The sequence below is a fragment of the Aminobacter sp. P4_D5 genome, from assembly GCF_056401815.1.
This window is the reverse complement of record NZ_JBFUIP010000423.1, coordinates 1-1055: the sequence shown is the minus strand read 5'-3', so window position 1 is coordinate 1055 and position 1055 is coordinate 1. Positions and strand designations below refer to the sequence as shown.

General features: G+C 70.7%; 1 protein-coding gene and 1 pseudogene. Both read right to left on the bottom strand.

The features are described from left to right. A partial coding sequence (locus AC1DWF_RS32460) for a hypothetical protein (protein ID WP_476842630.1) occupies positions 1 to 414 on the bottom strand: 414 nt, incomplete at its 3' end. A gap of 98 nt (positions 415 to 512) precedes the next feature. Beyond that, positions 513 to 1055, bottom strand: a pseudogene (locus AC1DWF_RS32455) (hypothetical protein); the annotation flags it as partial.

The following is a 1055-nucleotide window of genomic DNA, read 5'->3' as shown; positions in this document are numbered from 1 at the left end:
GTTGTAGTGGCCGACCCAGATGTCGTACTGGCCGGAACTCGGGTTGTTCAGGACGATCCCCGGATCGGAGCCCTTGAAGTCGTCGTTGCAGATCCAGCGCCCGTTGGGCAGGTTCACCACCAGCGTCACGTCCGAGTTGGAGGTGGCGGAGATGTAGAGCGGGAAGCTGCCCGCGCGGTAGTTCAGCCGGAAGTCCGGCGGATCCGCGATGGAGCCGACGCAGCCCGGGCCGCCGATGCGCTCGGCGGGGATGTTGCCGCCGGCCGTCACGTTCACGACATAGGGGTCGGGCTGGAAAGTGGTGATCAGGTTGACCGTGCCGAAGGTCGGCCGGCGATTGTAGTTCTGGGCGACCACCGTGCCCGCGGTGACCGCCAGCACGGCGGCCGAAACCGCCAGGATTCGTGAAAACAACCAAGCCTCCCGATCAAGAATGCGGGGGAAGGCTCCGATGCCGGGCGCGGGCCGGCAACTGGGATTTTGCATCATCTGTAATGCGAACCCATGAAAATTCAGCGCGCCTCGGACCGCCAGGCGATGATCGCCACGCCCAGCAGCAGCGGCAGCATCAGCCAGGGCGGCAGCAGGGGCAGGGCGGCGATGCCGGTCACCGTATGGTCCTCGCGCCGCCGCAGCCCGATCCAGCCCGATCCCTGCGCGTCGCGCCCGGCCGAGACGCTGCGGATCTCGGGGACGGTCGTGCCGTCGCCGAACCAGCGGGCTGCGCCGCCGGTGGCCGTCACCAGCGACTGCGCGCGCGCGGGATCGGCGCGGAGGTCGGCGAATTCCGGGGGGTTGGCGGGCATGGAAGCGGCGAAGGCCTGACGGCGCCCGTCGCCCACCTGCCAGAGGCCCGGGGCCTCCGCCGGAACCTCCGCCGAGGAGCGCCCGCCGCCGCCATTGGCGAGCGGCACGCGGCTGGTGGTGCCGTCGGGCGCGGTGATGGTGACCTCGGGCGGCGCGCCGGCATCGAGGCTGCGGCGGTTGACCATCAGCCGCCCGGCCTCGATCCGCGCGGTCAGGTCCTCCTCCTCGAGCTCCGGCTCGCGCATGAG